The organism is Paracoccus homiensis, assembly GCF_900111675.1.
GTDB classification, from domain to species: Bacteria; Pseudomonadota; Alphaproteobacteria; order Rhodobacterales; family Rhodobacteraceae; genus Paracoccus; species Paracoccus homiensis.
Genome location: NZ_FOHO01000001.1, coordinates 312,503 through 334,307, shown reverse-complemented (window position 1 = coordinate 334,307; position 21,805 = coordinate 312,503). Strand labels below are relative to the sequence as shown.

The window sequence follows — 21,805 nt, the reverse complement described above, 5'->3', positions numbered from 1 at the left end:
CCTCCGGGTGGGCGTCCCTGCTGCTTAACGCGGCAGAGGGGTTGCCTCAACGCCGTTCCGGGGAAAGTCGTGGTTTAAAGCGTGACCTTGGTGAAACTGTCACGCAGCGCGGCGGACCAGGCGGCGCTCATTTCCATGAAATCGGGGTCGCCTTCCTGAATGCGGCGGCGGGTGGTGACCCGGCAGGCGTCCTTTTCCATCACCGCCAGATCCAGCGGCATCCCCACCGACAGGTTCGACCGCAGGGTCGAATCCATCGACAGAAGCACCGCCTTCTGCGCGTCCGACAGGCTGGTATCGGGGGTCACGACGCGGTCGAGGATGGGCTTGCCGTATTTATGTTCGCCGATCTGCAGGAAGGGCGTGTCATCGGTCGCCTCGATGAAGTTGCCTTCGGGATAGATCAGGAACATGCGCATGTCGCCGCCCCTGCGCTGACCGGCGACGATCATGCTGGCCGAGGCCTGCTGTTTCAGATCGCGGCACTGATCGGCGATCTCGCGGCGGGTGCGGGTCAGGGTATCGCCGATGATCGTGGCCACACGCAGCATGTTCGGCGCCTTCATGATCGACGTGGTCTCGTCGGCCATCTCGTCCTCGATGGCCTCTTCCAGACGGGCCAGCGTGGTCTGGGTCACCGACAGCGACCCGGCGGTCATGATCACTAGGCTGCGTTCACCCGGTTCTTCAAAGATGAACATCTTGCGATAGCAGGAAATATTGTCCAGCCCGGCATTGGTGCGGGTGTCGGACAGCAAGACCAGCCCGGCATTCAGCTTCAGGCCGACGCAGTAAGTCATTCAGGTTCGTCCCATTCAAATCAACCCGCAATCTAGGCATCGCGGCTGCGGGTCGCAATCTTTCCTTTCGGTCAGGTCCGCCGGGCTATTGTGCGATTTCCTCGACATGGACGGCCACGTCCAGACGTTCGGCCCCCGATCCCATCGCTACGCCCCGGATCGGCGCGGCATCAGAACTGTCCAGACCCGATCCCAGACGGACATAGCGTTCGTCGGGACAGCACCGGTTGGCGGCATCGAAACCGACCCAGCCAAGGCCGCCGACATGGATTTCCGCCCAGGCATGGGCGGCATCATGGGGTTGGCCGTCCAGCGTCGAGTGCAGATACCCCGAGACATAGCGCGCGGGCAGCCCGCGCAGCCTTGCCAGCGCGATCAGCGCGTGGCTGTGGTCCTGGCAGACGCCCTCGCCCAGGGCCAGCGCCTCGGCCGCGGTGGTATGCGCCTCGGTGACGCCGGGACGGAAAGCAATGGCATCGGTCACCGCCGAGGACAGCCGATGTGACAGATCCAGCGCATCATCGGTCGAGCCGTCCACCGAATGCGCAAGCTCGCGCAGCGCCTCGTCGGGCGCGGTCGGTTTGGTGTCGCGCAGATAGGCCAGCGGGTGAATGATCTCGCGATGTCCGCGCAGGACACCCGCGGTGTCGCGGGTTTCGATATGGCCCGAGGTGCGGACGGTGATTTCCTGCACCGGGCCACGCACGGTCCAGCCCTCGACCCAGTCGCCCGCGCCGTCGCGAAAGCCGGGCCCTTTCAGGCCGTTCGTCACCTCGATCAGCCATTCATGGGTTTTCTGCCCCTCGAAGACAGATGGCGTCAGGCGCAGGCTTTGCACCAGGTTGCGGATGGGCATGTCATAGCCATAGGTCGTCTCGTGCGAGATGCGCAGCTTCATGGCTTAGGCCCCCCCTAGCAGATAGTCCTGATGCACCCGGTTCGAGATCGTCCCGATCTCGCCGATGAACCAGCTGAGAAATTCGTGCAGCCCCTCGTCGAAGATCATGTCGATATCGCGCGATTGCAGCGCCTCAAGCGAATGGCGGGCCTGATCGCGGGCACTGGTCGGCGCGCTGTCGCCATAGCGGCGGGCGATGCCTTCCAGATGCCAGACCGTCTCGTAAAGCGAGGTGATCAGCGAGCGGGGGCTTTCGCCGTTCAGGATCAGGAAATCGGCCACCCGCGCGGCGGAAATGTCGCCGCCATAGGCCCAGTGGAACGCCCGATGCGCCGACAGGGCGCGCAGGATCACCTGCCATTGATAGGTGTCCAGACCCGAGCCGACGAACTCGATCCGGGGCAGCAGCACGAAATATTTCACGTCCAGCAGCCGCGCCGTGGCATCGGCGCGTTCAAGGCCGTAACCCGTATGCATGAAATGCCAGCCGTCATTGCGCAGCTGCGTGGCATTGATCGCGCCGCGCACGGTCGAGATATGGCCGGTGGTGAAATCGGTCAGCGTCGCGGTGTCCAGCTTTGCCCTTGGGGTCCGCTCGATCCGGCGCAGTTCCTGAAAGGCCACGTTCAGCGCGTCCCAGACCTGACTGGTCAGCGCGGTGCGGACGATGCGCCCGGCCTCGCGGGCCTTTTCGATGCATGAGACGACCGATGATGGGTTGTCGCGGTCGAAGAAGATGAATTCCTCGATCTTTTCCTGCGTGGCCTCGCCATATTTGCTGGCAAAGACCTCAGCAGTGCCCGAAGCGCGCAACAGCGCGTTCCATTCGTTCTGATACCCGGCTTCCGTATTCGGCAACAGGGTGATCCGCTGACCTACATCCAGCAGGCGGGCGGCGGTGTCGGCGCGTTCAAGATGGCGACCCATCCAGAACAGGTTCGAGGCGGTCCGGCTAAGCATGTGTTGTCCCTCCTCTTATTCCGACAGGACCCAGGTGTCCTTGACGCCCCCGCCTTGCGACGAGTTCACGACAAGGCTGCCCTCGCGCAGGGCGACGCGGGTCAGGCCGCCGGGCACAAGTTCGATCCGGTCGCCGCACAGGCAATAGGGGCGCAGGTCCACATGGCGCGGCGCGACGCCTTCCTCGACAAAGGTCGGGCAGGTCGACAGCGACAGCGTCGGCTGCGCGATATAGTTCGAGGGGTTGGCCTCGATCTTCTTGCGAAAGATCTCGACCTCTTCCCTGGTGGATTTGGGGCCGACCAGCATCCCATACCCGCCCGAGCCGTGAACCTCTTTGACGACCAGATCCGGCAGGTTGTCCATCACATAGCGGTAATCGTCATCCTTCCACAGCGTCCAGGTCTGGACATTGTTCAGGATCGGCTCTTCGCCCAGATAAAAGCGGACCATTTCCGGCACGAACGTATAGATCGCCTTGTCATCGGCCACACCCGCGCCGGGCGCCGAACAGATCGACACCCCGCCCGAACGATAGACATCCATCAGACCCGGAATGCCCAGCATCGAATCCGGCCGGAAACACAGCGGATCAAGGAAGGGATCGTCGATCCGGCGATAGATCACATCGACCCGCTTGGGCCCCTGCGTGGTGCGCATGTAGACGAATTCGCCATCCACGAACAGATCCGCGCCCTCGACCAGTTCGACCCCCATCAGATTGGCCAGAAAGCTGTGTTCGTAATAGGCGCTGTTGTAATGGCCCGGCGTCAGGATGACGCAGGTCGGGCGGCTGTCGCATTTCTGCGGTGCCACCGATTCCAGCGTATGGCGCAGCAGTTGCGGATACTGGTCCACCGGCTCGATCCGGTTCTGGCGGAACAGCTGCGGAAACATCCGCATCATGATCTCGCGGTTCTCCAGCATATAGCTGACCCCGGACGGGGTGCGGCAGTTATCCTCCAGCACGTAGAATTCGTCCTTCGCCGTGCGGACCAGATCGACGCCGATGATATGGGAATAGACCCCGCGCGGGGGCACAAAGCCCACGACGGCCTTTTCATAGGCCTCGTTGCGATAGACCAGCCGCGCCGGAATGCGGCCCGCGCGGATGATTTCGCCACGGCCATAGACGTCGCGCAGAAAGGCGTTCAAGGCGCGGGCGCGTTGCTTGATGCCGCGTTCCAGCTTGCGCCACTCGGCCTGTTCGAAGACCCGCGGCATCATGTCGAAGGGGATCAGGCGGTCGGGGTCGCCGCCCTCGCCATAGACGGCGAAGGTGATGCCGATACGGCGGAACAGATCCTCGGCCTCGGCCTGTTTCATCTGGCGGAAGTCCTGGGGCATGGTTTCGACCCATTCACTGAGCCGCGCATAGGGATCGCGCACCCGATCCCCTTCAAGCATTTCGTTATAGAATGTCATCATCCCCCCACATTGGACAAAGGAACCGACGGATCAACGCAACAGTCGGATGATCCGAGACAGTCGGCCGCGAGTCCACAAGGGAATGGCGGGAACCTGCCGAAAGTTCCGGCATTTTCAGTGACGCAAGGGGCGGCGCAGGTCAAATGCGCCGCCCCTTGCCCGGATATTGTGCAGTCAGATCAGTTCGATGGCAATCGCCGTGCCCTCGCCGCCGCCGATACAGATGGCCGCGACGCCGCGGCGCTTGCCCGCCGCCTGCAATGCATGGATCAGGGTCACGATGATCCGCGCGCCCGAGGCCCCGATCGGGTGGCCAAGCGCGCAGGCGCCGCCATTCACGTTGACCTTGTCGTGCGGCAGGTCCATCCGCGCCATGAAGGCCATGGGCACGACGGCGAAGGCTTCGTTCACCTCCCACAGATCGACCTCGTCCTTGGTCCAGCCGATTGCGGTCAGCAGCTTTTCCGCGGCGGGGACGGGCGCGGTCGGGAATTTGCCGGGTTCCTGCCCGTGACTGGCATAGCCGACGATGCGGGCGATCGCGCCCTGTTCCTGCGCGCTGATGACAAGTGCCGCCGCGCCGTCCGAGATAGAGCTGGAATTGGCCGCCGTCACCGTACCGTCCTTGCGGAAGGCGGGCTTCAGTTGGGGGATCTTGTCGGGTCGCGCATTGCCGGGCTGTTCGTCGGTATCGACGATTTCCTCGCCCTTGCGGGTGCTGATGATGACAGGCGCGATTTCCCGCGCAAAGGCCCCGGTTTCGATGGCGCGATTGGCGCGCGACAGGCTGGCCAGCGCATAGTCGTCCTGCGCCTCGCGGCCAAAGGCGAATTCGGCGGCGCAATCCTCGGCAAAGGTGCCCATCAGGCGGCCCTTGTCATAGGCGTCCTCCAGCCCGTCCAGAAACATGTGGTCGATCACCTGCCCATGACCCAGCCGTGCGCCTGCCCGCATCTTGGGCAGCAGGTAGGGCGCGTTCGACATGCTTTCCATGCCGCCGGCCACGACCAGATCGGCGCTGCCTGCGCGAATCATGTCGCCCGCCATCATCACCGCCTGCATCCCCGAGCCGCACATCTTGTTCAGCGTCGTGGCCGGAACCGTCTGCGGCAGGCCAGCCGCGAATCCCGCCTGCCGCGCGGGGGCCTGACCCTGACCCGCGGGCAGAACACAGCCCATGAACAGCGCCTGCGGCTGGTCGGCGGCCGTGTTTGCGCGCTCAAGTGCGGCCTTGATGGCGGTGCCCCCCAGCTGCGCCGCCGTCTGACCCGACAGTGCCCCCTGCAACCCGCCCATCGGGGTCCGGGCCGCACCGTGGATGAAGATATCTCTAATTTTCATTATTCCACACTCCCTTTCCGGCCTCGCTTACCGGATCGTAACCTTTGACGTCTAGTCACAGGATAAGGTCTGCAGGAAAGGTTACCCCGATGGAACTCACCGCCAACGATCAGGGCGAACAGGTTGTCGTGACGCTGGCAGAGCCGCGCATCGATGCGGCCATCGCGACGCGGTTCAAGGATACGATGCGCGAAATCATCACCAAGCATCGCAAGCCGGTGCTGGTCGACATGCGTTCCGTTCAGTTCATGGACAGTTCCGGTCTGGGTGCCATGATCGCCGTGCACAAGGCGATGCCGCAGGGCGTGCATCTGACCCTTCAGGATCTGACCCCCGATGTCATGCGGGTGTTTCGACTGACGCGGATGGATTCCGTGTTTCAGATCAAGGCTTCCGGTGACCAGCAGGAGATGACGACATGACCCCATCGCACCGGCAGAATGTCGGGCCGCACCCTCGCCCCTCGATGTCCACCAAGCCCATGTTCCATCGTGTTTTCGCGGCCGAACCTTCGGTCGTGCGCAAGACGCTTGTCGATATCCGTGCACGTTTCGGTGCCGGGCTGGACGAAGATACGATGGGCCGGCTGGAACTGGTTCTGGCAGAGGTGTTGAACAATGTCGCCGAACATGCGGTCGATGTGCGGCAGGGCACATCGATCCACCTGTGCATCGTCCGGCAGGATGCGGGCTTTGCCTGCGCGATCACCGATGACGGGGTGTCTTTGCCGCAGGAATGCCTGCAACCGCGCAACCTGCCGCAGGACGGCGCAACCGAACTGCCCGAGGGCGGGTTCGGTTGGTATCTTATTCAGGATCTGACGCAGGCGCTGTGCTATTACCGCGAGCGGCATCGCAATTTCCTGGCCTTCAGCGTACCCTTTGACGGTGTCGAGAGGGCGCATTAGGCGCTAGTTCAGGCGTTCCTGCAGCGGATAGCGCCCGTCCTCGAAATCACCGAACATCTCCGTGACTTCGGGGTGGTCCAACGGCTCGCCCGAATAATCCGGGACCAGGTTCTGTTCCGAGACATAAGCGATGTAGTAGGTCGCCTCGGTTTCGGCATAAAGGTGATAGAAGGGCTGGTCCTTGGCCGGTCGCGCGTCTTCGGGGATGGATTCGTACCATTCCTCGGTATTCGCGAATTCCGGGTCCACGTCGAAGATCACGCCACGGAACGGACGTTCCCTGTGGCGGACCACCTGACCCAGACTGTATTTCGCGATGCGTTGACCAGATTGCATTCGGGACGATCCCAAGAGGTATAAGCCGTTGTTGTAGCGCTGGCAGGCGTTCTAGCGCCGCCGCCCGATTCTGTCCACCATGCCCGCGGGTCAGGGGGTTTGCGCCTCGACCGGCACCGGCACGGTCGAAATCGCCATCTTGGCCGAACCGTCGGTGATCTGGTTGCCATGCGCCAGATAGACCAGCACCTGATTGGCCTCGTCATAGATGCGCTTGACCCGCAGCGACTTGAAGATCAGCGAGCGGCCTTCGCTGAACACGTTCTCGCCCTTCGGGCCGCGCTCGATCCGGGTAAGGTCGATGGGGCCGGTCTGACTGCACTCGATGGCGCTGTTCGAGGGGTCCTCGAACCAGTTGCCCTTGCTGAGCCGGTCGATGACCGAGCGGTCGAAATAGGCCAGATGACAGGTCACGCCGCCGACCTTGGGGTCCTGAACCGCCTCGACGACGATGTCGTTTCCGACCCAATCGACGCCGATCTTGCCGATTTCCTCGGCCTGGGCGGTCAGGGGCATCATCAGCGCAAGGCAGGCGGCACGAAACATCGGCTTACTCCGGGTGCAGGGGGACACGTCCTTCATCGGTCAGAAGGTGGGCCTTCCCATCCTCGATGACAATGGCGCAAAGCGGTCGTCCATAGGCCGCGCCGCCATCGATGTTCAGCCGGTTGCCGTGATGGACCGCCGTGTCCAGCGCGGTGTGTCCATGGATCACCAGCGTGCCATGATCGCGGGTGTCTTCCAGAAAACCCTTGCGGATCCAGACCAGATCCTGCTCGGCCTGATGTTGCAGATCGATGCCCGGACGGATGCCGGCATGCACGACCAACGCCTCGGGGTGCAGGAACCACAAAGGCAGGTTGGCCAGAAAATCGGCATGGGCGCGCGGCACCGCCCGCAAAGCCTGGGCATGAAGTTCGGGGGCAGGCAGGTCGGTATCCAGCCCATAGGATTGCAGCGTTGCGGCCGCGCCCAGACCGGGATGCGCCGTCCAGGGCCTGCCCGAACCGACGCCAGGATCGACCCAGGCGGGATTGCGCAGATAGGCGGGCAGAAAGCGATCGTGATTGCCGCGCGTGACGACCCAGTTGCGCCCGTCGATGCGACCTTGCAGCAGATGCTGAACCACGCCGCGCGAATCCGGGCCCCGATCGATCAGATCGCCGACATGCGCGATCAACGCGTCCTTGCCGCCATCGCTGAAGATGCGCTCATGCGCGGCCTTCAGCAGGTCCAACTGTCCATGCACATCGCCGATCGCATAAAGTCGCATCGCATCGTCCCATCGTTATGTCGCCCGCTACGCGACAGATGGCAGGGTTCCGCGCCACCGACAACGGGCGGCGCGGAAATTGTCGGGATCAGACTTCGAACTGCAACCGGCGGGCTTGCAGGAACTTGCCCGTCTCGCGCAGCACGGCCAGGGTTTCGTCCTTGATGGGCTCGTCCAGATACAGGATCGCGATCGCATCATCGCCATTGGCCGAGCGGCCCAGGGTAAAGTTCGCGATGTTCACCCCCAGATTGCCAAGCGTCATCCCCAGGGCGCCGATCACGCCGGGCACGTCCTTGTTGCGGGTGTACAGCATATGCTCCCCGACCTCGGCATCGATATTGATGCCGCGGATCTGGATGAAGCGCGGCTTGTCATCGCTGAACACCGTCCCCGCGATCGAGCGTTCACGCTCGGCCGTGACCACAGTCAGCTTGATGTAACCCTCGTAGACGCCGGCCTTGTCCTGACGGGTGGTGGCGACCTGAATGCCGCGATCCTTCGCGATCACCGGGGCGGACACCATGTTCACATCAGGGTTGGTCGCCTTCATCACGCCCGCGATCACCGACGCGTTCAGCGCGTTCAGGTTCATCTCGGACACGACGCCGTCATACAGGATGTTGATCGCCTTGATCGGTTCATCCGTCATCTGGCCCACGAATGCACCCAGATGCCCGGCCAGCTTGATCCACGGGCCCATCACGGCGGCTTCCTCGGCGGTGACCGACGGCATGTTCAGCGCGTTCTGCACGGCGCCGGTCAGCAGATAATCCGACATCTGCTCGGCCACCTGCAGTGCCACGTTTTCCTGCGCTTCCGTGGTCGATGCGCCCAGATGCGGCGTCACGACGACATTGGGCAGGTTGAACAGCGGGCTTTCCGTGGCGGGTTCGACCGCAAAGACGTCAAAGGCGGCTCCGGCGACACGCCCGTCCTTCAGGGCCTCGGCCAGCGCCTCTTCGTCAACCAGACCGCCACGGGCACAGTTTACGATGCGAACGCCCTTCTTCAGCTTGGCGATATTCTCGCGCGACAGGATGTTCTTGGTCTTGTCGGTCAGCGGCACGTGGAAGGTGATGAAATCCGCCTTGCCCAGCAGCTCGTCCAACTCGACCTTGGTGACGCCCAGTTCCTTGGCGCGCTCTTCCGACAGGAACGGATCGAAGGCCAGAACCTTCATGTGCAGACCCAGCGCACGGTCGATCACGATGGAACCGATATTGCCCGCGCCGATCACGCCAAGCGTCTTGTTGAACAGCTCGACCCCCATGAAGCGGCTCTTTTCCCACTTGCCGGCATGGGTGCTTGCGCTGGCTTCGGGCAATTGGCGGGCGACGGCGAACATCATCGCGATCGCATGTTCCGCCGTGGTGATCGAGTTGCCGAAGGGCGTGTTCATCACGATCACACCCTTCTTGGATGCGGCCGGGATATCGACATTGTCGACACCGATCCCCGCGCGCCCCACGACCTTCAGATTGGCCGCATTCTCCAGCAGCTTTTCCGTGACCTTCGTGGCCGACCGGATGGCAAGCCCGTCATACTGACCGATCACCTCGGCCAGCTTTTCCTTGTCCTTGCCCAGGTCGGGCAGATAATCCACCTCGACACCGCGATCGCGAAAGATCTGGACGGCGGTTTCCGACAGCTTGTCCGATACAAGAACCTTCGGCATGTCAATCATCCTCATATGCTGCACCCGGGCCCACGCCTCGCAGGTGCCTGATCATCTTCTGTGAAGAAATATCCTCGGGGGTCCGGGGGCAGACAGCCCCCGGCGGTCGCGGGACGCGAATTACTGCGCGGCCAGTTCCGCGCGATAGGCATATTCGATCCACGGCATCAGCGCCGCGACATCGGCCGCCTCGACGGTCGATCCGCACCAGATCCGCAGACCTGCCGGAGCATCGCGATAGGCGCCGGCGTCCAGGGCCACACCCTCTTTCTCCAGCCGCTTGGCCACGGCCTTGGCAAAGCTGGCCCCGTCCTTGATCGCGGGATCGGTGAATTTCAGGCAGACGCTGGTGGTCGATGCGGTGGCCGGGTCTGCGGCCAGATCGGCGATCCAGTCCTTGTCGGCGATGAAATCGCGCACGGCCTTGGCATTGGCGTCGGCGCGCGCGATCAGGCCCTGCAGGCCGCCGATCTTCTGCGCCCAGTTCAGGGCTGCCAGGTAATCTTCGACCGCCAGCATCGAGGGCGTGTTGATCGTCTCGCCACGGAAGATGCCCTCGATCAGCTTGCCGCCCTTGGTCAGGCGAAAGATCTTGGGCAGCGGGCGGTCCGGGGTAAAGCTTTCCAGACGCTCGACGGCGCGGGGCGACAGGATCAGCATGCCATGCGCGGCCTCGCCGCCCAGAACCTTCTGCCAGCTGAAGGTGACGACATCCAGCTTGTCCCAGGGCAGGTCCATGGCAAATGCGGCGCTGGTGGCGTCGCAGATGGTCAGGCCCTCGCGATCGGCCGGGATCGCATCGCCATTGGCAACGCGCACGCCGCTGGTGGTGCCGTTCCAGGTGAAGACCACGTCCTTGTTGAAATCGACTTCGGCGAAGTCGACGATCTGGCCGTAATCGGCCTTGCGGACGGTGGCGTCCAGCTTCAGCTGCTTGACCGCGTCGGTGACCCAGCCTTCGCCAAAGCTTTCCCAGGCCAGCATTTCGACGGGGCGGGCGCCCAGCATGGTCCACATCGCCATCTCGACGGCGCCGGTATCCGAGGCCGGAACGATGCCGATGCGGTAATCTGCGGGAACGCCCAGAACCTCGCGCGTCTTGTCGATCGCCTCGGCCAGCTTCGCCTTGCCGACAGCGGCACGGTGCGAGCGGCCCAGAGGGGCGTCGGACAGCAGGTTCAGATCATATTCGGGGAATTTGGCGCAGGGGCCAGACGAAAAACGCGGATTTGCCGGCCGCGTGGCCGGGATCGTCGGATCAGTCATGTGACTCAGCCTTCCAGCTAAAAGCCCTTCGTTGGGGAAGGGTGTCCCACGGACGGACATACAGGTCTCGGCCGCACTGGCGCAAGCGAAAACTTTGGCCTACATCCCGATCTGTCCAATAACAGGAGCGTCCATGTTCACCGTCTCGCTGATCGCTGCCCCCGCGCGGGCCAATCTGGAAAGCGCCCTTGTGGACGGGCTGGCGCGCGGCTGGGATGGCAGCGGGCTGCGCTGGTTGAACCCCGGCATCGCAGCGGAATTCGATGTGGCCGCGCAACCTGCGGATCTGGATCGCGTCTGGGCCGATCTGCAACGCGTCGGTATCGATCTGGCGATCCAGCCGGCACAGGGCCGCCGCAAGATGCTGCTGCTGGCCGATATGGATTCGACCATGATTCAGCAGGAATGCATCGACGAGCTGGCCGATATGGCGGGGGTCGGGGCGCGTGTCGCCGATATCACCGCCCGCGCCATGAATGGCGAGCTGAACTTCAACGACGCCCTGATCGAGCGGGTGGGCCTGCTGGCCGGTCTGGACGAATCGGTCATCGCCGAGGTGCTGAAGACCCGGATCACCCTGGCGCCCGGCGGTCTGGAGCTGGTCGCCACCATGCGCGCCAACGGGGCCTATGCCGCGCTGGTGTCGGGCGGGTTCACCAGCTTTACGGGGCCGGTCGCCGCCATGCTTGGCTTTGACGAGAACCGGGCCAATATCCTTCTGGCCCGTGACGGCAAGCTGACCGGCGATGTGGGCCGCCCGATCCTGGGCCGCGAGGCCAAGATCGAGGCGCTGCAGGACATCACCGCCACGCGCGGCATCACCGTCGATCAGGCGATTGCGGTCGGGGACGGCGCGAATGATCTGGGAATGCTGCAACTGGCCGGGGCTGGCGTGGCGCTGCATGCCAAGCCCGCCGTTGCCGCGCAGGCGGGCATCCGCATCAACCATGGCGATCTGACCGCGCTTCTGTATCTGCAAGGCTATCGCGCCGCCGATTTCGCGGCCTGATTCCGTTCGATCCCGTCGAACACCCTGTTCCGTAGCTGTCCACTGGGCGCGGACATGGTTCGCCTCCATCTTGCAGTCAGGTTTCTGACGAAAGGATGGAGAGATGCGCGGCGGCTTGCATCACGTCACTGCCATCACCCGCGATGTGCAGGCGAATGTCGATTTCTGGATGGGATTTCTGGGCCTGTCGCTGGTCAAGCAGACCGCCGGGTTCGAGGATGCGCAGCAATTGCACCTGTTCTATGGGGATGCGCGGGGTCGTCCGGGGACGCTGATCAGCTTTCTGGTCTGGCAGGGCGGCGCGCCGGGGCGGGTGGGGCACGGTCAGGTGGCCGAGATCGCGTTGACGATCCCCCGTGGCCGGATCGGCGACTGGCTGACGCGCGCCCTGGATCACGGCATCGCGGTTCAGGGGCCTTCGCGCGAATTCGGCGCCTCGGTACTGCGGTTGAAGGACCCCGACGGCATCATCGTCAAGCTGGTCGGCACCGATCAGCCCGATGGCGACTGGCCTGCCGCGCCTTCGGGTCTGCATGCGGCGACTTTGTGGTCCGATGACGTCTTCGCCACAACGGCATTTCTGGCGCAGTTCGGCTTTGGCATCACGGCGGTCGAGGCGGGGGTCACCCGCCTGACATCGCCGGGCGGGGCGCTGGATATCCGCGATGCGTCGGGCTTCGTTCCGGGTATTCCCGGCACCGGGGTCATCGACCATGTCGCGCTGCGCGTGCCGGATGCGGCGCAGGTCACGACATGGCAGGCCAGACTGCCCGGCGCTACCACCGTGCATGACCGCAGGTATTTCACCTCGCTTTATGTGCGGGACCCGGCGGGCGTGCTGATCGAACTGGCCAGCGACGGTCCCGGCATGGCGGTGGACGAGCCTGCCGAGGCCTTGGGACACAAGCTGGTCTTTCCCCCTGAATTTGCAGCGCAAAGCGCGGATCTGCGCGTCAGCCTGCCGCAATTCGCCCGTCCGGGCGAGGAAAGGACCATCATGCGACAACTGCCCTTCGTTCACCGGATCCACCGCCCCGATGCCGCCGACGGCTCGGCGATGGTGCTGTTGCATGGCACCGGCGGAAACGAGGCCGATCTGATGCCGCTGGCCCATCGCATCGCGCCCCATGCCACGCTGATCGGCGTCCGTGGACGATCAACCGAAGAAGGGGTGGCGCGCTTTTTCCGGCGGCTGTCGGTGGACAGCTTCGATCAGGACGACATCCGGTCCGAGGCGCGGGCCTTTCGCGCCTTCTGGGATGGGGCGGTGTCCGGCTATGATCTGGACCCGGCGCGGCTGACCGTGCTGGGCTATTCCAACGGCGCGAATTTCGCCGGCGCGGTCATGGGGCTTTATCCCGGACTGATCCGGCAGGCGGTGCTGCTGCGCCCGATGGCGGTGCTGTCACAGATGCCGAAGGTCGATCTGACGGGCACGCGGGTCCTGACTTTGGCCGGGGCGCAGGATCCATATGGCCGCTATGCCCCGGCGCTGAACGCATGGTTGCGGAACAGCGGTGCCGATCTGACGGCGCGGCAGATCAATGCCGGGCATAATCTGTCGCCTGATGATCTGACCACCGCGCAACAATGGCTATAGCCAACCGCTGCGGCCCGCGATGGGCCGCAGCCTTGCCCCTAGGCAATGCGAAACCGGGTGCCCCACGGGTCGGTTATCTGATGCCCGGCGCGGGCGGGGTCCGCGATCACCACTTCGGCAAGGCCGGCCATGCCTTGCGGGCGGGGGCCGGCATTGCGGCTGTTCCAGATATTTCCCGCAAGGTGGTGGTGATAGCCGTTCCAGCCATACCAGCCGCCGCCTGTCGCCTGAAATTGCAGATCCAGCCCCAGTTCATCCAGAAAGAACCCATCCGCCTGTCGCAGATCGCCCACCTGCAGATGCACATGCCCGACCGTCGCGTCCGCCGCGATGCCGTGCCACGCTGTCTGCGCCTCAGCCGCCAGATCGTTCAGGTCCAGCCGATGCGTGAACATCCGGATCCGGCCCATGTCGCGCGGCCAGTCCTGCGGGGCTCGGTCGCGATAGACCTCGATCCCGTTGCCCTCGGGGTCGTCCAGATAGATCGCCTCGCTGACGCCGTGGTCGCTGGCGCCGGTCAGACGCAGGCCCGTATCGGCGGCGTGACGCAGCCATTCGGCCAGATCCCTGCGCGACGGCAGCAGAAAGGCGGTGTGAAACAGCCCTGCCTGCGACGGATCCTGCGGCATGGCCGCCGGATCGCCGCGCAGTTCCAGAAGGACACGGCTGCCTGTGCCCAGTCGCCGCGTCGCGCCGTCGCCGCCCATCGGCCGCAGTCCCAGCGCCGTTTCATAAAAGCGTTCCATGCCGGGCAGATCGCGCACGGTCAGGGCCACATGATCGATTTCACGCCCATCCATTGGCGTTCCCCTTTCCTGATCCCGGACCTGTCGCGACGGCCCGGTCGGTCCGTCTACAGCGTGGCGGCGAAATCGGCGACAAAGCGGGCCAGCCGGTCGCGCGTCTTGTCATCGGTCAGGTTGCCGTCCTCGTCGAACAGATCGCCCGCCTTCGACACCATCAGCCGCCCCTCCCAGAACGGGCGCGTCTGCAATGTCCGCAGCACCGGCAGCCAGTGGCTTTGTGCGTGGGCGGTGCCGAAACTGCCGGGCGAGGCACCGGTCACCGCGACGGGCTTGCCCTTGAAATTCGCCAGCCCGTCGCCGCGCGACATCCAGTCGATCGCGTTCTTGAAGACGCCGGGAATGCCGTTGTTGTATTCCGGGCTGACCAGCAGCAGCCCGTCGGCCCCGGCAAGCTGCGCATTCAGGCGCTGCACTGCCTTGGGCGTGCCCGAGGCCGCCTCGGCATCGCCATTATACAGGGGGACATCGGTGATGGACCCGATGATGATCCGGACCCCGTCAGGGGCGCTGTCACGGGCGGCCCGCAACAGGCCGGTGTTGAAGGACGCGCGGCGCAGGCTGCCGCTGAGGCCGAGGATCGTCGTCATGTCAGGCTCCTTCCGGTGGGTGGGGGCATGGTGCCCCCCGGACCTATGCTAGTCGAGCGGTTTGAGTTCCGCCTTGATCTGGGCGCGCTTGCCTTCCAGGAAGGGCGGCAGGGACAGGCCCTGACCCATCGTGTCGCGCGGTTCATCCACGTCGAAGCCGGGGTCGTCGGTGGCCAGTTCGAACAGGTTGCCCCCCGGTTCGCGGAAATACAGCGAGCGGAAATAGTAACGCTCGACCTCGCCGGAATTCGGCACGCGGAACTGTGCGACGCGGGATGCCCATTCGGTCAGTTCGGGCTTGCCCGGCACGCGAAAGGCCACGTGATGCACGCCGCCCGCGCCCTGACGGGCCATCGGCAGACCCGGCTGGACCGCAACATGCAGTTCCGCCGCGGCCCCGCCCGGCCCCATGTCAAAGACATGAACCCGGCCTTCGCCATCGGGGCTGGCATAGTCCCGCGCCTTGCGCATGTTCATCACCTGCGTCAGCAGCGCCTGGGTCGGGGCCAGGTCCGGGACCGAAATGGTGATCGGGCCAAGGCCGCGGATCTGATGATCGGCGGGCACCGGGCTGTGCGCCCACGGCTGTCCCACCGGGTCGGGGGCGGCGATCAGGCGCAGGCGCTGTCCCTCGGGGTCCTCGACATCAAGGCTGGCGCGGCCATCCAGTTCGGTGATCGTTCCGCTGGACACACCCAGATCACGCAGGCGGCGCGCCCAGTAATCCAGACTGTCCTGCGCCACGCGCAGCCCGGTGCGGCTGATCGAATTAGTGCCGCGACGTTCGCGGGCGGCCGGCCAGTCGAAAAAGGTGATGTCGGTGCCCGGCGTCCCCGCGCCATCCGCGAAGAACAGGTGATAGGCCGAGGTGTCGTCCTGGTTCACCGTCTTCTTGACCCGCCGCATTCCCAGCGTTTCGGTATAGAAGCGGTTGTTTCCGGCCGCGTCGGCGGTGATGGCGGTCAGGTGGTGAATGCCTTGCAATTGCATGGCGAAACTCCTGTCGATGTTGCTTGATCTCAATATGCGGGGCTGGCGGCGTTTCCGGCAGGCGCCATCGGTGCAAAGCGGCGTTCGCTTTGCGCGAACACCGCGCCGGGCGGTCGCATGGCGGTTCCGGGCAGGATCGCGGATTGTCGCGGGGCGCAAAGGGTTGCAGGATGCCGTCGGCAGGATCGGGGCAATGGCCCGGGCGGACATCACGGACGGACAGACATGATCAACACGCTTTACGATGCCTTGATGGCCCCTCATGCCGGATCGCAGCGCGATTTCCTGATCCTGCCGGACGGTACGCGGCATTCTTATGACCAGATCCACCGCCTGTCTGGCCGTCTGGCGAATCTGCTGGTGGCCCAAGGGGTTACGCCCGGCGACCGGGTGGCCGCGCAGGTCGAGAAATCGCCGCAGGCGCTTGCGCTGTATCTGGCGACCGTGCGGGCGGGGGCGGTCTTTTTGCCGCTGAACACCGCCTATACCCCGGCCGAGATCGCCTATTTCGTCGGCGATGCGGAACCCGCGCTGGTCGTCTGCGACCCGGCGCGTGAAGGGCTGCGCGATGATTTCATGGCCCCCGATGCAGCGCTGCTGACGCTGGCCGCGGATGGCAGCGGCAGTCTGATGGCCGAGGCGATCCGCCATCCCGAAACCCACAGCCCGACCCCGCGCGAGGGCAGTGCCCTGGCGGCGATCCTGTATACGTCGGGCACGACGGGCCGGTCCAAGGGCGCCATGCTGAGCCATGACAATCTGCTGTCGAATGCCCGCACGCTGGCCGATGCTTGGCGGTTCGGAGCGGATGACGTGCTGCTGCATGCGCTGCCGATCTTTCACACCCACGGCCTGTTTGTGGCCAGCAATGTGATGATGCTGACCGGCGGTGCGATGATCTGGCTGGCGCGTTTCGATGCCGATGCGATCATTCGCCTGATTCCGCAGGCCACAAGCCTGATGGGCGTGCCGACATTCTATACCCGGCTGCTGGATCGGCCCGAATTCAACCGCGACCTGACCCAGAAGATGCGGCTGTTCACCTCGGGCAGTGCGCCGCTTCTGGCCGAAACCCACCGCGCCTTCGAACAGCGCACTGGGCACCGCATCCTTGAACGATATGGCATGACGGAAACCAACATGAACACCTCGAACCCCTATGACGGCGAGCGCCGCGCGGGGACGGTGGGCTTTCCGCTGCCGGGGGTCGAATTGAAGATCACCGATGATGACGGTGCCGACCTGCCGCAGGGTCAGATCGGCATGATCGAGGTGCGCGGCGACAATGTGTTTCAGGGCTATTGGCGGATGCCCGAAAAGACCGCCGAGGAACTGGCCGGGGATGGCTGGTTCAAGACCGGCGATCTGGGGCTGATCGACGAGGATGGTTATGTCGTCATCGTCGGACGCGGCAAGGACATGATCATCTCGGGCGGGTTCAACATCTATCCCAAAGAGGTCGAGTTGCTGATCGATGAATTGCCGGGCGTTCTGGAAAGCGCGGTGATCGGCGTGCCGCATCCCGATCTTGGTGAAGGGGTGGTGGCCGTGGTGGCGCGCGACAAGGGCCAGGACCCTGATCCGCAGGCGATCATCGACGCGCTGGCGGATCGGCTGGCCAGGTTCAAGCAACCCAGGAAGGTGATCGTGGTCGATGAACTGCCGCGCAATACCATGGGAAAGGTGCAGAAGGCCGCGTTGCGCAGCGAACATGCCGCGCTGTTCAGGGGCTGACGCTTTCCCGCGTGGGCGATTTGTGGCAGGGCTGGGGCGCGGCACGAATGCCGCGTCCGCAACTGACAGGACCATGTGATGATCGACCCGAACGCCCCGTTCTTCCGCCCGCTGTGGGTGCGCCTGATCTGCGGTCTGTCGCCCCTGCTTTGGGCCGGGGTCGAGGCCTGGCACGGCAATGGTTTCTGGGCACTTCTGTTTGCGGCCGCCGGGCTTTACCTGTGCTATCAGCTGTTCTTCCTGCGCAAGGCGGATTGAAGCCCGCCTTGCACGCCGCATCAGACCGTCAGATCCGGGGCGCCGTCCAGCCATGCAAAGCCATTGGCAGGCAGGTTCAGGACATCGCCCGACAGGCTGGCATGACCCGGACCGATCAGCGTGCATCCGGCGGCCTGCACCACTGCCGGGGTCTTTGACAGGTTGAAGATGCAGGTCACCGTCTGGCCGTCATGGTCGCGGCGAAAGGCCAGCAACGGTTCGGGCAGGTCCAGAAACCTTGTCGCGCCCCAGCGCAGCGCGGGCGTGGCCTTGCGATGGGCCAGCGTCGCGCGATAGCCCGACAGCACGCTGTCATTTCCGGCCTCTTGCGTGGCGACGGCACGGGCCGCCTGCGGTTCCTTGACCGGCAGCCAGGGTTTGGCCGATGAAAAGCCCGCATTCGGGGCGTCGGCGTCCCAGACCATCGGCGTGCGACAGCCGTCGCGGCCCTTCACCTCGGGCCAGAAGCGCAGGGCAGGGGGGTCGGTCAGTTCCGCATAGACAAGCTCGGTTTCGGTCTGGCCCAGCTCTTCGCCCTGATAAAGGCAGACCGAGCCGGGAAAGGACAGCAGCATCGCCGCCGCCTGTTTCGCCAGATCGTCCCGGTTCAGCGCGTGATCGCCCCAGCGGGTCACATGGCGCGGCACGTCATGGTTGGAAAAGGACCAGCAGGAATGCCCGTCGGGTGCGCCTTTCTGCACGCCCTCGATCACATGGCGGAAATGCCTGGCGGTAAAGGCGGGGCCAAGCATTTCAAAGCTGTAGCACATATGCAGGCGGTCGCTGCCCTCGGTATATTCGGCCATGATGCGGATCGCGGTGTCGCCGCCATCGCCGACCTCGCCCACCATCATCCGCGCGTCGTACTCATCGGTCAGCGCGCGCAGCCGTTTCAGAAAGCCGATATTCTCGGGGCGGTTCTTGGAGTGTATATGCTGTTGATAACCATAGGTTTCCGGCCCGTCCGCGTCGGGATTGGGCGGGTTGTCGCGCAGCTTGTCGTCGTGGAAATAGTAGTTCACCGTGTCCAGCCGGAACCCGTCGACGCCCCGGTCCAGCCAGAAGCGCATCGTGTCCAGCAGCGCATCCTGCACCGGGCGGTGGTGGAAATTCAGGTCCGGCTGCTGGATCAGGAAGTTGTGCAGGTAATACTGTCGGCGGCGCGGTTCCCATTCCCAGGCCGGCCCACCAAAGACCGAGGGCCAGTTCGTCGGCGGCGTGCCGTCGGGGTTGGGATCGGCCCAGACATACCAGTCGGCCTTGGGGTTGCTGCGGCTTTGGCGCGATTCCTCGAACCAGGGATGCTTGTCGCTGGTATGGCTGATGACCTGATCGATGATGACCTTCAGGCCCAGATCATGCGCCCGCGCGACCATCGCGTCGAAATCCGCCAGCGTGCCGAACAGCGGGTCGATATCGGTGTAATCCGACACGTCATAGCCCATGTCCTTCATCGGCGAGGTGAAGATCGGCGACAGCCAGATCGCATCCACCCCCAGCGCGGCCACGTGATCCAGCCGCCGCGTGATGCCGCGCAGATCGCCGATCCCATCGCCATTGTCGTCCTGAAAGCTGCGGGGATAGATCTGGTAGATCACCGCGTCTCGCCACCATTCGGTCATCGGAAACTCCTGTCCCGTGATGCGTGTCGAGGCCAGACAAGCACGACACCGGCAGCAAGGGAAAGTGGAAGTTAGCGTTCACATGCGCATTGTGTGAAAACTTGCGCAGGCTACAGTGCGGGTATGAGCGAGATGCCGAATCCTTCACCCATCGCGGAACGTGATCTGGCTTTGCTGGGCGCGGGGCAGCACGATCGGCCCTTCGACGTGCTGGGACCGCACAAGCACAAGGGCCGCTGGTGGGTCACGGCTTTTCACCCCGATATCGCGTCGCTGTCGGCCATCACCGACACGGGCGAGATGCCCTTGCCCCGCATCAAGGGCGATCTGTTCGCGGGTCCGGTCGGGGCCGGGCCCTATCGGCTGAAGGCGGTGTCGGGCGGCGGGGTCGCGTGGGAATTTCACGACCCCTATCGGTTCGATCCGGTGCTGGGCGAGGTTGATCTGCATCTTCTGGGCGAGGGGACGCATCGCAGGTTGTGGCAGGCGCTTGGGGCGCATGTGATGACCCATCAGGGCGTCGCGGGCACGCATTTCGCCGTCTGGGCGCCCAATGCGCGGCGGGTTTCGGTGGTGGGCCAATTCAACCAGTGGGACGGTCGCCGCCATCCGATGCGGCGCATCGGCGGTTCCGGTGTCTGGGAAATCTTCCTGCCATCCCTGTCCGAGGGGGAACTTTACAAATACGAGATCCTCGGCGCCGATGGCTCGGTCATGCAGAAGGCCGATCCGGTCGGGTTCGGCAGCCAGCATCCCCCCGAAAAAGCCAGCGTGGTGCGCGACATTTCCGGTTTTGGCTGGCGGGATGACCTGTGGATGGCGACCCGCAGCGAAATACAGGACCATCAGGCCCCGATCAGCATCTACGAGGTGCATCTGGGCAGTTGGCGCCGCCGCTGGGACGATCACGGGCGGCCCCTGTCCTACAAGGAACTGGCCCGCGATCTGGTCGGCTATGCCAAGGATATGGGCTTTACCCATCTGGAACTTTTGCCGGTCAGCGAGTTTCCCTTTGACGGCTCATGGGGCTATCAGCCGGTCGGCCTTTACGCGCCGACGATCCGGTTCGGCCCGCCGCATGAATTCCGCGATCTGGTCGATGCCGCGCATCAGGCGGGCTTGGGTGTTCTGCTGGACTGGGTGCCGGGCCATTTCCCGACCGATGCGCATGGGCTGGCACGGTTCGACGGCACGCCGCTTTATGAACATGCCGACCCGCGCGAGGGGTTCCACCAGGACTGGAACACCCTGATCTACAATTATGGCCGGACCGAGGTGCAGAATTACCTGATCTCGAACGCGTTGTACTGGTTGCAGGAATATCATATCGACGGGCTGCGCGTGGATGCCGTCGCCTCGATGCTGTATCGCGACTATTCGCGCAAGGATGGCGAATGGGTGCCGAACCGCGATGGCGGGCGCGAGAATTACGAAGCCATCGCCTTCATGCAGAACATGAATGTCATCAGCTATGGCGAATGCCCCGGCATCATGACCGTGGCCGAGGAAAGCACGTCCTTTCCGAATGTCTCGACGCCTGTCGATACCGGCGGGCTGGGCTTCGGGTTCAAGTGGAACATGGGCTGGATGAACGACACCCTGCGCTATATCCAGCAGGACCCGGTGCATCGCAAATACCATCACGACCAGATGACCTTTGGCCTGATGTATGCCTTTTCCGAGAATTTCATCCTGCCGATCAGCCATGACGAGGTCGTGCATGGCAAGGGCAGCATGCTGCGCAAGATGCCCGGCGACGAATGGCAGCAATTCGCCAATCTTCGGGCCTATTACGGCTTCATGTGGGGGCATCCGGGCAAGAAACTGTTGTTCATGGGCTGCGAATTCGCCCAGCCCGAGGAATGGAACCACAATGGCGAATTGAACTGGCATGCCGCCGAACAGCCGCCGAACAAGGGCGTGCAGGCGCTGATCCGCGACCTGAACCGGCTGTATCGCGAAACGCCCGCGCTGCATCTGAAGGATTGCAATGCCGACGGCTTCCAGTGGATCGCGACCGATGCCGATCAATCCACCTATATCTGGTTGCGTCGCGGTGACGACGCCGACCCGCCGGTGGTGGTCGCGTGCAACTTTACCCCGGTCCCGCGCGATAGGTTCCGGATCGGGGTGCCGCGCGCGGGATCGTGGCGCGAGGCGATCAATACCGACGCCGCGATCTATGGCGGCAGCGGCTTGGGCAATCTGGGGCGCGTCACGGCGGACGGGCCCGCGCAGGACGGACAGCCTGCGTCGATGGCGGTGACCTTGCCGCCGCTGTCCGTGGTGATCTTTACGGCCGACGACTGACA

21 protein-coding genes are annotated in these 21,805 nt (G+C 64.2%); 7 read left to right on the top strand and 14 right to left on the bottom strand.

The features are described 5' to 3' along the window. Window positions 1-74 precede the first annotated feature (74 nt). From BMX67_RS01685 to BMX67_RS01665, 5 genes are all read right to left on the bottom strand, one after another. Window positions 75-800 carry a proteasome-type protease gene (locus tag BMX67_RS01685; RefSeq protein ID WP_090731990.1) on the bottom strand — a complete coding sequence of 242 codons (726 nt, stop codon included), beginning with the start codon at window positions 798-800 and terminating at the stop codon, window positions 75-77. Between the two features lie 85 nt (window positions 801-885). Then, complete coding sequence (locus BMX67_RS01680; protein WP_090731989.1) at window positions 886-1,698, bottom strand: transglutaminase family protein; 813 nt, start codon at window positions 1,696-1,698, stop codon at window positions 886-888. Between the two features lie 3 nt (window positions 1,699-1,701). Further along, window positions 1,702-2,658, bottom strand: a complete 957-nt coding sequence (locus BMX67_RS01675) for an alpha-E domain-containing protein (protein ID WP_090731987.1) — start codon at window positions 2,656-2,658, stop codon at window positions 1,702-1,704. A 15-nt stretch (window positions 2,659-2,673) separates the two neighbouring features. Next, the gene (locus tag BMX67_RS01670) at window positions 2,674-4,086 is read right to left on the bottom strand and encodes a circularly permuted type 2 ATP-grasp protein (RefSeq protein ID WP_090731986.1); all 1,413 of its coding nucleotides are present in this window, start codon (window positions 4,084-4,086) and stop codon (window positions 2,674-2,676) included. Between the two features lie 174 nt (window positions 4,087-4,260). Further along, on the bottom strand, window positions 4,261-5,421 hold the full coding sequence (locus BMX67_RS01665; RefSeq protein WP_090732208.1) for an acetyl-CoA C-acyltransferase: 1,161 nt from the start codon (window positions 5,419-5,421) through the stop codon (window positions 4,261-4,263). Window positions 5,422-5,516: 95 nt separating this feature from the next. On the opposite strand from BMX67_RS01665, the gene BMX67_RS01660 reads away from it, so the two are divergent. Then, window positions 5,517-5,849, top strand: coding sequence for an STAS domain-containing protein (locus BMX67_RS01660; RefSeq protein ID WP_090731984.1), 333 nt, complete (start codon window positions 5,517-5,519; stop codon window positions 5,847-5,849). Beyond that, window positions 5,846-6,334, top strand: a complete 489-nt coding sequence (locus BMX67_RS01655) for an ATP-binding protein (RefSeq protein WP_090731983.1) — start codon at window positions 5,846-5,848, stop codon at window positions 6,332-6,334. The genes BMX67_RS01660 and BMX67_RS01655 overlap by 4 nt, the downstream gene beginning before the upstream one ends. A 3-nt stretch (window positions 6,335-6,337) precedes the next feature. On the opposite strand, the gene hspQ is transcribed toward BMX67_RS01655, so the two are convergent. The 5 genes from hspQ to BMX67_RS01630 all read right to left on the bottom strand — a co-directional run bounded on the left by hspQ (window position 6,338) and on the right by BMX67_RS01630 (window position 10,887). Beyond that, a complete protein-coding gene (gene hspQ, locus BMX67_RS01650; protein ID WP_090731981.1) occupies window positions 6,338-6,670 on the bottom strand; it encodes a heat shock protein HspQ in 333 nt (110 codons plus the stop codon). A 90-nt stretch (window positions 6,671-6,760) separates the two neighbouring features. Next, complete coding sequence (locus tag BMX67_RS01645) at window positions 6,761-7,216, bottom strand: CreA family protein (RefSeq protein WP_090731980.1); 456 nt, start codon at window positions 7,214-7,216, stop codon at window positions 6,761-6,763. 4 nt (window positions 7,217-7,220) lie between these two features. Then, window positions 7,221-7,943, bottom strand: coding sequence for a metallophosphoesterase (locus BMX67_RS01640; RefSeq protein ID WP_090731978.1), 723 nt, complete (start codon window positions 7,941-7,943; stop codon window positions 7,221-7,223). A gap of 88 nt (window positions 7,944-8,031) precedes the next feature. Then, entirely contained in the window at window positions 8,032-9,621 is a 1,590-nt protein-coding gene (serA, locus tag BMX67_RS01635; RefSeq protein ID WP_175479775.1) for a phosphoglycerate dehydrogenase, read from the bottom strand. 120 nt (window positions 9,622-9,741) lie between these two features. Further along, window positions 9,742-10,887, bottom strand: a complete 1,146-nt coding sequence (locus tag BMX67_RS01630; RefSeq protein ID WP_090731975.1) for a phosphoserine transaminase — start codon at window positions 10,885-10,887, stop codon at window positions 9,742-9,744. A gap of 133 nt (window positions 10,888-11,020) precedes the next feature. Between BMX67_RS01630 and serB the strand changes: the two genes are divergently transcribed. After that, the gene (gene serB / locus BMX67_RS01625) at window positions 11,021-11,896 is read left to right on the top strand and encodes a phosphoserine phosphatase SerB (RefSeq protein WP_090731974.1); all 876 of its coding nucleotides are present in this window, start codon (window positions 11,021-11,023) and stop codon (window positions 11,894-11,896) included. Window positions 11,897-11,999: 103 nt separating this feature from the next. After that, window positions 12,000-13,496: a VOC family protein gene (locus BMX67_RS01620; RefSeq protein WP_090731972.1), complete on the top strand. Its 1,497-nt coding sequence runs from the start codon at window positions 12,000-12,002 to the stop codon at window positions 13,494-13,496. Between the two features lie 38 nt (window positions 13,497-13,534). Here the strand turns inward: BMX67_RS01620 and BMX67_RS01615 are convergent, their stop codons facing one another. From BMX67_RS01615 to BMX67_RS01605, 3 genes are read right to left on the bottom strand one after another with little or no spacing between them, the layout of a single operon-like run. After that, window positions 13,535-14,296 (bottom strand): VOC family protein, encoded by a 762-nt coding sequence (locus BMX67_RS01615; RefSeq protein ID WP_090731970.1) that lies wholly within the window; start codon window positions 14,294-14,296, stop codon window positions 13,535-13,537. A 53-nt stretch (window positions 14,297-14,349) separates the two neighbouring features. After that, window positions 14,350-14,889 carry an NADPH-dependent FMN reductase gene (locus tag BMX67_RS01610; protein WP_090731969.1) on the bottom strand — a complete coding sequence of 180 codons (540 nt, stop codon included), beginning with the start codon at window positions 14,887-14,889 and terminating at the stop codon, window positions 14,350-14,352. A gap of 48 nt (window positions 14,890-14,937) precedes the next feature. Beyond that, window positions 14,938-15,879: a ring-cleaving dioxygenase gene (locus BMX67_RS01605; protein WP_090731968.1), complete on the bottom strand. Its 942-nt coding sequence runs from the start codon at window positions 15,877-15,879 to the stop codon at window positions 14,938-14,940. 225 nt (window positions 15,880-16,104) lie between these two features. On the opposite strand from BMX67_RS01605, the gene BMX67_RS01595 reads away from it, so the two are divergent. Beyond that, window positions 16,105-17,613, top strand: a complete 1,509-nt coding sequence (locus tag BMX67_RS01595) for a malonate--CoA ligase (protein WP_090731964.1) — start codon at window positions 16,105-16,107, stop codon at window positions 17,611-17,613. 78 nt (window positions 17,614-17,691) lie between these two features. Then, the gene (locus tag BMX67_RS01590) at window positions 17,692-17,871 is read left to right on the top strand and encodes a hypothetical protein (RefSeq protein ID WP_342707892.1); all 180 of its coding nucleotides are present in this window, start codon (window positions 17,692-17,694) and stop codon (window positions 17,869-17,871) included. Between the two features lie 20 nt (window positions 17,872-17,891). Here BMX67_RS01590 and BMX67_RS01585 read toward each other — a convergent pair whose 3' ends face one another. After that, window positions 17,892-19,493, bottom strand: a complete 1,602-nt coding sequence (locus BMX67_RS01585; RefSeq protein WP_090731961.1) for an alpha-glucosidase — start codon at window positions 19,491-19,493, stop codon at window positions 17,892-17,894. Window positions 19,494-19,616: 123 nt separating this feature from the next. Here BMX67_RS01585 and glgB point away from each other — a divergent pair, with 123 nt between their 5' ends. Further along, window positions 19,617-21,803, top strand: a complete 2,187-nt coding sequence (gene glgB / locus BMX67_RS01580) for a 1,4-alpha-glucan branching protein GlgB (protein ID WP_090731959.1) — start codon at window positions 19,617-19,619, stop codon at window positions 21,801-21,803. Window positions 21,804-21,805 lie beyond the last annotated feature (2 nt).